Below are 6,358 nucleotides of genomic sequence, written 5' to 3' on the forward strand. Positions count from 1 at the left end.
TTTTTCTTCTCAGAAACTCTTAACAAATAAAATACAATAAAAAACAAAACAATAACGAATATGACCACACTTAAAATAAATAAGCCATTTACCAAAACAGAAGATTCATTACTTAGTCCATAAGCCTTAGTAACTTTATTAGCAAAATCTACAAATACCTTATACAAACCACCCAAAAAAGCAATAAACAATACTAAAATCAATGAATTAGCTATCGTTCCCTTCCTTTCAGAAATTGATTTTAATTCACTGTACTCTACCTTCAATTCTTCATCAGAAAAAGAATTAACCTTATTTCTATATACTTCACTTAAACCACCACGATTTTTAAGAACAGTTCTTAAAAAAAACTGTTTTATCTTATCACTGTTATTGCTCATAGTTATTCTCCTACTTTACATTATTATATCACAAAAAACAAAACAAGCCATTTCTGACTTGTCCTTTAATATGCACTTTTTTGGTACTCATTCCATAAAGCCTGAAGTTCATCTGCATTTTCTAAAACATATTGTCTTACTATTTTCATATCTTTTGACTTTAACTTTCCATCACGAAGTTCACCATTTAAAAACATTGATCCAACTTCCTCGCCATGAATATAAATATGAATATGAGCCATCTGACCTTTATGGTTGTGTTCGTTCGGACGAATCTCAATACCATACTTTAAGAAAGAGTACTTAGGCATGTAATAACCCCACGTAGTCCTTCCACGTTTCAAGGTAGTTATCACGATTCAATTCAATTTGTTTTTGTGCAAATCGAACATCATAATCTGCCAAGTCAAAATCCTCTAAGACTTCACCAGTAAGAATACTAAATGTACCAATCAATTCTTCATCATCATACATACGCAGAATTGGATTGTTAGGATTTTTGGAAATATCTTCTTTGGTTACTTCTAAATTTGTAACACCAAACTCTTTAATCATGATTCCTTCTCCTTTCACTTTCTTTTATTATATCACTTTTTCTAAAATTGTCACTTACACTACTTTGTCAATTCAGATAATTGACTTTCAACACGTTTCAAAAGTGTTTGTGCTTCTTCTGTACTGCAATAATCTTCAAGAGAAGCTAACTGACCATGTATCTTTCTTAAAAGTGGATACACTTTACATAGTTGACTATCTAACTGAGAATTACTACTAGATAAATCAAAGTTTTCTACTTTCAATCTTGTTACTTCTTGAGTTAATTTTGAATTTTGAAGTACAACTTCTTTCATCAAATCCATTGTATCTAAAATTTCTCTAGCTTTTGTAGTATTTTGATACAAAATTTCTCTAGCCATTTTCTCTTGTTTCATTTCATCTGAAATATATTCTGTATCTTTTTTAATAGAAGCATGCTCTTTAGACAAGCTATCGTGTTCTTTAGAAAGGGCGATATGCTCTTTAGATAAGCTATCGTGTTCCATTTCACGTTCTTTTGACAATGCCTTCATTTCAGCTTTAAGACCACTATTATCTCGTGCTAACTTAATAGCAATACCAACTAATGAAGCTATCGTTGCTACAATTCCACCAAATGTTACCCAATCCATAATTGAATAGTCTCCTATCATTTTTTCTCCTTTCTATCTTATCATATTTCCTAAAAAGAAAAAATAAGGCAAAGTTTCCTCTGCCTTATTCATTTACTAATCTTACTTTTACACCTTCCACTGTAAAAGCCTTTCTTCGACTTAAATCTAATCGAATCAATTTGAAAGATAAATTTATTCTTTTTCCAAAAGGATATACTCTAAACACTAAATGATATATTTCATCCACATCAGAAAATCTTTTTTTCAAAGGAGCTTCAACACCATTCCATGCTTCTCTAGAATAAGCAATACCAGTAAATCTTTCAACATTCAAAAAACTTAACTCTACAATTCCTTGATAAGTCTCTTTTATTGCATGTTTATTTATCATAACCATTCGCTGATTTGCATCACTTTCTCCTGCTTCCGTAAAAAAATTGATTTTAGGAGGTAACTCATCTTTTAATTTTCGAATTCCAAGGTAGGCCTTGTTTAAGATATTTTTGAATAGATAACGCTGAAAAAGTTTTGCTTGAAACCACTTCATAAAATAACAAATACCAATACTAAAAAGAGCCATTAGAATCCATAATGAAGATTCATTCTCTTGAAATGGATAATCTACTGCGATTGAAAAAATCAAGACTAACACAATACTTTCAGAAAATGAATAAATGAATCTCTCAACACCAAAACGCAATTTTGAAAAGGGAACAGCTAAGATAAAAATAATCATTAAAAATCCTAAATAATTTGAACTAATTTCAAGTATTGCTGATATTTTCTTAATCAGAACGGCACACGCTATCATTTCAAACACTAAAGATTGCCATTTAAACAACTGACCTAGCAGCCAATTTACTCCACAAATCGCAGATAATTTATATCCCAATTTATCAGATTCCCTCAAAATTCTAAACAACTCTTTCATTCTGTCTCCCTTAATTCAATTTACGTTTACCCCAAACAGTCGCAATCAATCCTACAAATCCCCAAATAGTTGTGAAAATTGTACTAGCTGAACCTGTATTCGGAAGAACTTTCAATTCTCCATCTTTATCTTTCAAAGCGATTGTACCGTCAGACTGCTTCACAGCACCAATTTCATAAGGCTCTTTTTCAGCATAATCACCTTCGCTTGTTTCAACTACAACTTTCCCTTGATTGGTAGATACAACTGTATGACCTGTATTCGTTTCAATAGGCTGCTCTTTGATTTCTTCTTTGGTAACATTCAATGGTTTAGGTTCGTCAGTTTCCTTCACACCAACATTTTCTTCTGCCTTCTGCTTCGCTTCTTTAATTTCAGGAGCTTCTTCTACAGCAGGCTTCTTATCTTCTTTTGGCGTTTCTTCTTTCGGTTTTTCTTCCTTCGGCTGTTCTGATGGAGTTTTAGGTTCTACAACAACTCCTGTATTATCCTTTTCCTGCTGTTTCTCAGAATCTTTTCCAAGATTTTCAGAAGGTTTATCTTCTTTTGGTTTTTCCTCCTTCGGCTTTTCAGATGGAGTTGTAGGCTCTAACACAACTCCTGTATTATCTTTTGAAGGCTCTTTTTCTGTTTTATTACCTAAATCAAGATTCTCACCTTCAGTTTGAATAGCAGGGACAACAGCAGGCTGTTCTTCTTTTGGCTGTTCTGCCACAACTAAACCAGCAGTATCTTGTTTAGAAGCTACACTTCCACCCAAAGTTAATTCATCAGCATTTACACCAGCTACAAAGCCACTTAATACAGTTACACAAACTAGTGTTACAATTTTTTTATTCATATTTTTTTCCTCTTTTTTCTTTATTTTCCAATTACATAATAAAAATTCTTTGCTTGTTCAGCAGTAAATACACGATAATCAGTAATTCCTGTTTCTTGCATTGGTTTAATTACATTACATTCAGAAATCAAAATTGAACCATCATCTCTCACATCTTCGACAAAAGCTACATGGCCATAAAAGCTATGACTACCTGCTTGCCCCCCTTGAAAGCTAAGAGCAGAATGTTTTGTAGGAGTATTCGTTACTTCATATCCTGACTTATGCGCCCAGTCTCGACCATTCCCCATGTATGGATCAAAATGTATTCCAAATTCTTTTGCTCGATTGAATACATACCAAGTACATTGACCATAAGGATAAGACTGAGTAATATAACCTTCTTTTGTTATTTCCTTATCAATCGAATATCCACTAGGTAAATCAGTTGAAACTTGACCAAATGGCACATCAGCACTACCAGCTATTGCGTTCCCACCTGAAGAACCATCGGATTCAATCGTACCTTTAAAGACTTCATACCACTTCTTACTATCCTTTTCCAGCTTCCCTAATTTTGTCTGACCGTCTGAAAGTGAGACACCTTCATAATGTTCAGACCAATATTTTGCACTTTCAAAAGGATCAGTCGCCTTTTGCATATAGTCTTTTACTTTTTTATAGCCATGATTCAACTCATAAGACATCAATTCCAGTTCCACCGTACTATCTAAAGTACGAGAACTAGCATTTCTCCAGCGATCACCATTGATAGTATTATCCCAACCTGACCATTGAAAATAGCCAGCAACTCCACCTGATGGATTCGTTAGTTTAGGATTAAAATCACTTTCTCTTTCAGCATTGGCAAGTGAACCACTAGCACCCTCTAAAGTAAATTTCTCCTTAGAGAGTTGCCAGTTTAAAATCTTAATGACATCTTCTGCTCTTTCAACAGAAATATTTGCCTTTTGAGCCACCTCTTGCGCTGTTAGTCTTGTTCTCTTTCCAGTCGTACTACCTGATGAACCACCAGCAGAAACAACTCCGATAACGCTTAGAAGAATTAAGAGAATCACTAAAAACGTAGGTATAAGACTTGCGAAAAAGAATCCAAAGCGTTTCGCTGTTTTGTTACCCATCAAATTTCAACCTTTTTCCTTTTTTTAACTTTCAATTTTTTGGTTTGCTTACTTAAAATGGCTTTAGAAGTTATTTCTTCATTTTTAGGATTTTTTACAACTGTTTTTCTTCTTTCCACAGACTTTGGATTGACCGTTCTCAAAGTCTGCATTTTCTGTTTCACTGAGCCTTCCTGATTCTCTTTAAATGGCTTCTGACCTTTCTTCAACCGTTCTTCCTTCAACCGTTGAATGGACTCACGAGAAGCCTTTTTCTGACCAGCAAATTTTTTAGCTTGTTTCTTTCTTGATTTCCATTTATCTTCTAACAAATTTCTATCAACACTTCCCTCTTTAAAAGCATTGGCTCTCACTTCATAAAGTTTAGCTAGCGTTCTACTGCCTTTTTCTTTTAAAGCATTAACTGAACTTTTTTTATGTTCCTTAATCGAATTCATTCGATTCTTAATCACATCACCTTTTTCAGCAACCTTTTCCACCAATGGACTTTGTTTTCGTAAAGTTTTAAGATTTTCACTCAACTTATCTTTACCCATCTTCAATCCACCTTTAGCAAACTGTCCACCAACTTTGAGTCCGTTTCCACCTGCTTTCAAACCAGTCTTACCTGTTTTTGACAATCTTTCTTTCAGTTTTTGAACAGACTGAGAATTGCTTATTTCTCGACCAATCTTACCAACAGGACTATTGGTTACTCTTGAAAATGCTGATAAAAGCGAATGTCTATACTTCCACATTAGAAACAATAATACACCTTTTAAAAAGACTGTAACTAGTAAATCACCACCTACAGCAGTAGAGATGAATTCAGTTAAAGTATTGTAAAAGAATGAAAATATACTAGTTGCTAAAAGCATAATTGATGATAAAGCAAGCATTGATATTCCTTTTTTATTAAATCCAATCAATAAATGCTCCATCTTAGGAAACAGACTTAGAAGAAGGATAAATGGTAACAATACGATTAAAAAGATAAAAACGATTAAAAAGAAGAATCGTGACAAACCTAACAATAAATAAATCGTTCCCATCACAGTAATATCGACATCAGAAGCAAAGGCATACATAAATTTTAAGCCCCACTCATTTTTTAACATCTTGTTTTCAGGGTCTTTATCTTTTGCAAGATCCTTGACTTTTTTATCGCCAACTAAATGATCTCCATCACCTTGCTTATAAGCAGCTAAATCTTCAAATTCTTTTTCAGAAAGAAGAAATGAACCATCTTCTTTTACAGGAGAGTTCATATACTTATATCCCTTCAACAAAGTTTCAGAAAAATATGTTTCTACTCCATTTTTACTTTCACCAGTTAAAGTTTTTGTAATTTCCCCATTCAAGGTAATTGTTGTTGTTCTAAAGCTATCATATACATGAGTGATCAAATACTTATTTTGACCATTTACATTAAGTTGAATGAAATAAACTCCAATACACGTATAAATCAATAACATTTTTATCAATGTTTTGAAGAAACTACCTTTTCCAGTCGCAAACAAATACAGTAAATAAACTGCCATACTTGCACCAACCAAATAAATAATTTCTCGACTAAACAAAGAAGAAAATACTTTACTAGAATTATTTACAGTTTCATTCAACAATCCACTAACATCACTCATTCCTTCAACAGCAATATAAACTTGTGCATCTACATAGAAAATAAGTTTTCCAAGCCAAAAAACAGACTGAACCATAGAATTAAAGAAATAATTAACATTGGAATCAAATCCAAAAAACTTTTTATCAAAGTAAACTTTACTTGTTAAATCTGACATCTTAGACTTATAATTCTCATAAGTCAGTTTGCTATTTTCTGCTTCCTTTTTCTTTTGATTCTCTTTTTCCTCAGCTTCTTTCTTAACCGTATCTAATATTTTTTTAGCATTTTCAGAAGAATCAACCAGTTTAGGCTTTTTCGTGTTCCTATCAAA

Annotated in this window: 8 protein-coding genes; all 8 read right to left on the reverse strand. The window is 32.9% G+C overall.

Annotation, left to right across the window (positions count from 1 at the left end; genetic code table 11):
• Positions 1–380, reverse strand: a 380-nt coding sequence (locus tag QZ565_RS07540; protein ID WP_295527748.1) for a hypothetical protein, incomplete at its 3' end; no start/stop codon positions are given.
• 65 nt (positions 381–445) lie between these two features.
• Positions 446–691: a DUF4160 domain-containing protein gene (locus QZ565_RS07545; RefSeq protein ID WP_001127471.1), complete on the reverse strand. Its 246-nt coding sequence runs from the start codon at positions 689–691 to the stop codon at positions 446–448.
• On the reverse strand, positions 684–935 hold the full coding sequence (locus QZ565_RS07550) for a hypothetical protein (RefSeq protein WP_084919846.1): 252 nt from the start codon (positions 933–935) through the stop codon (positions 684–686). The genes QZ565_RS07545 and QZ565_RS07550 overlap by 8 nt, the downstream gene beginning before the upstream one ends.
• Before the next feature lie 59 nt (positions 936–994).
• Positions 995–1,549, reverse strand: coding sequence for a hypothetical protein (locus tag QZ565_RS07555; protein WP_295527756.1), 555 nt, complete (start codon positions 1,547–1,549; stop codon positions 995–997).
• An 85-nt stretch (positions 1,550–1,634) separates the two neighbouring features.
• On the reverse strand, positions 1,635–2,462 hold the full coding sequence (locus tag QZ565_RS07560) for a hypothetical protein (RefSeq protein ID WP_295527758.1): 828 nt from the start codon (positions 2,460–2,462) through the stop codon (positions 1,635–1,637).
• 10 nt (positions 2,463–2,472) lie between these two features.
• The gene (locus QZ565_RS07565; protein WP_295527761.1) at positions 2,473–3,303 is read right to left on the reverse strand and encodes an LPXTG cell wall anchor domain-containing protein; all 831 of its coding nucleotides are present in this window, start codon (positions 3,301–3,303) and stop codon (positions 2,473–2,475) included.
• Positions 3,304–3,323: 20 nt separating this feature from the next.
• A complete protein-coding gene (locus QZ565_RS07570) occupies positions 3,324–4,424 on the reverse strand; it encodes a phage tail tip lysozyme (protein ID WP_295527763.1) in 1,101 nt (366 codons plus the stop codon).
• A partial coding sequence (locus QZ565_RS07575; protein ID WP_295527767.1) for a hypothetical protein occupies positions 4,424–6,358 on the reverse strand: 1,935 nt, incomplete at its 5' end. The genes QZ565_RS07575 and QZ565_RS07570, both read right to left, overlap by 1 nt.

It is taken from the genome of uncultured Streptococcus sp. (assembly GCF_915066115.1).
GTDB lineage: Bacteria > Bacillota > Bacilli > Lactobacillales > Streptococcaceae > Streptococcus.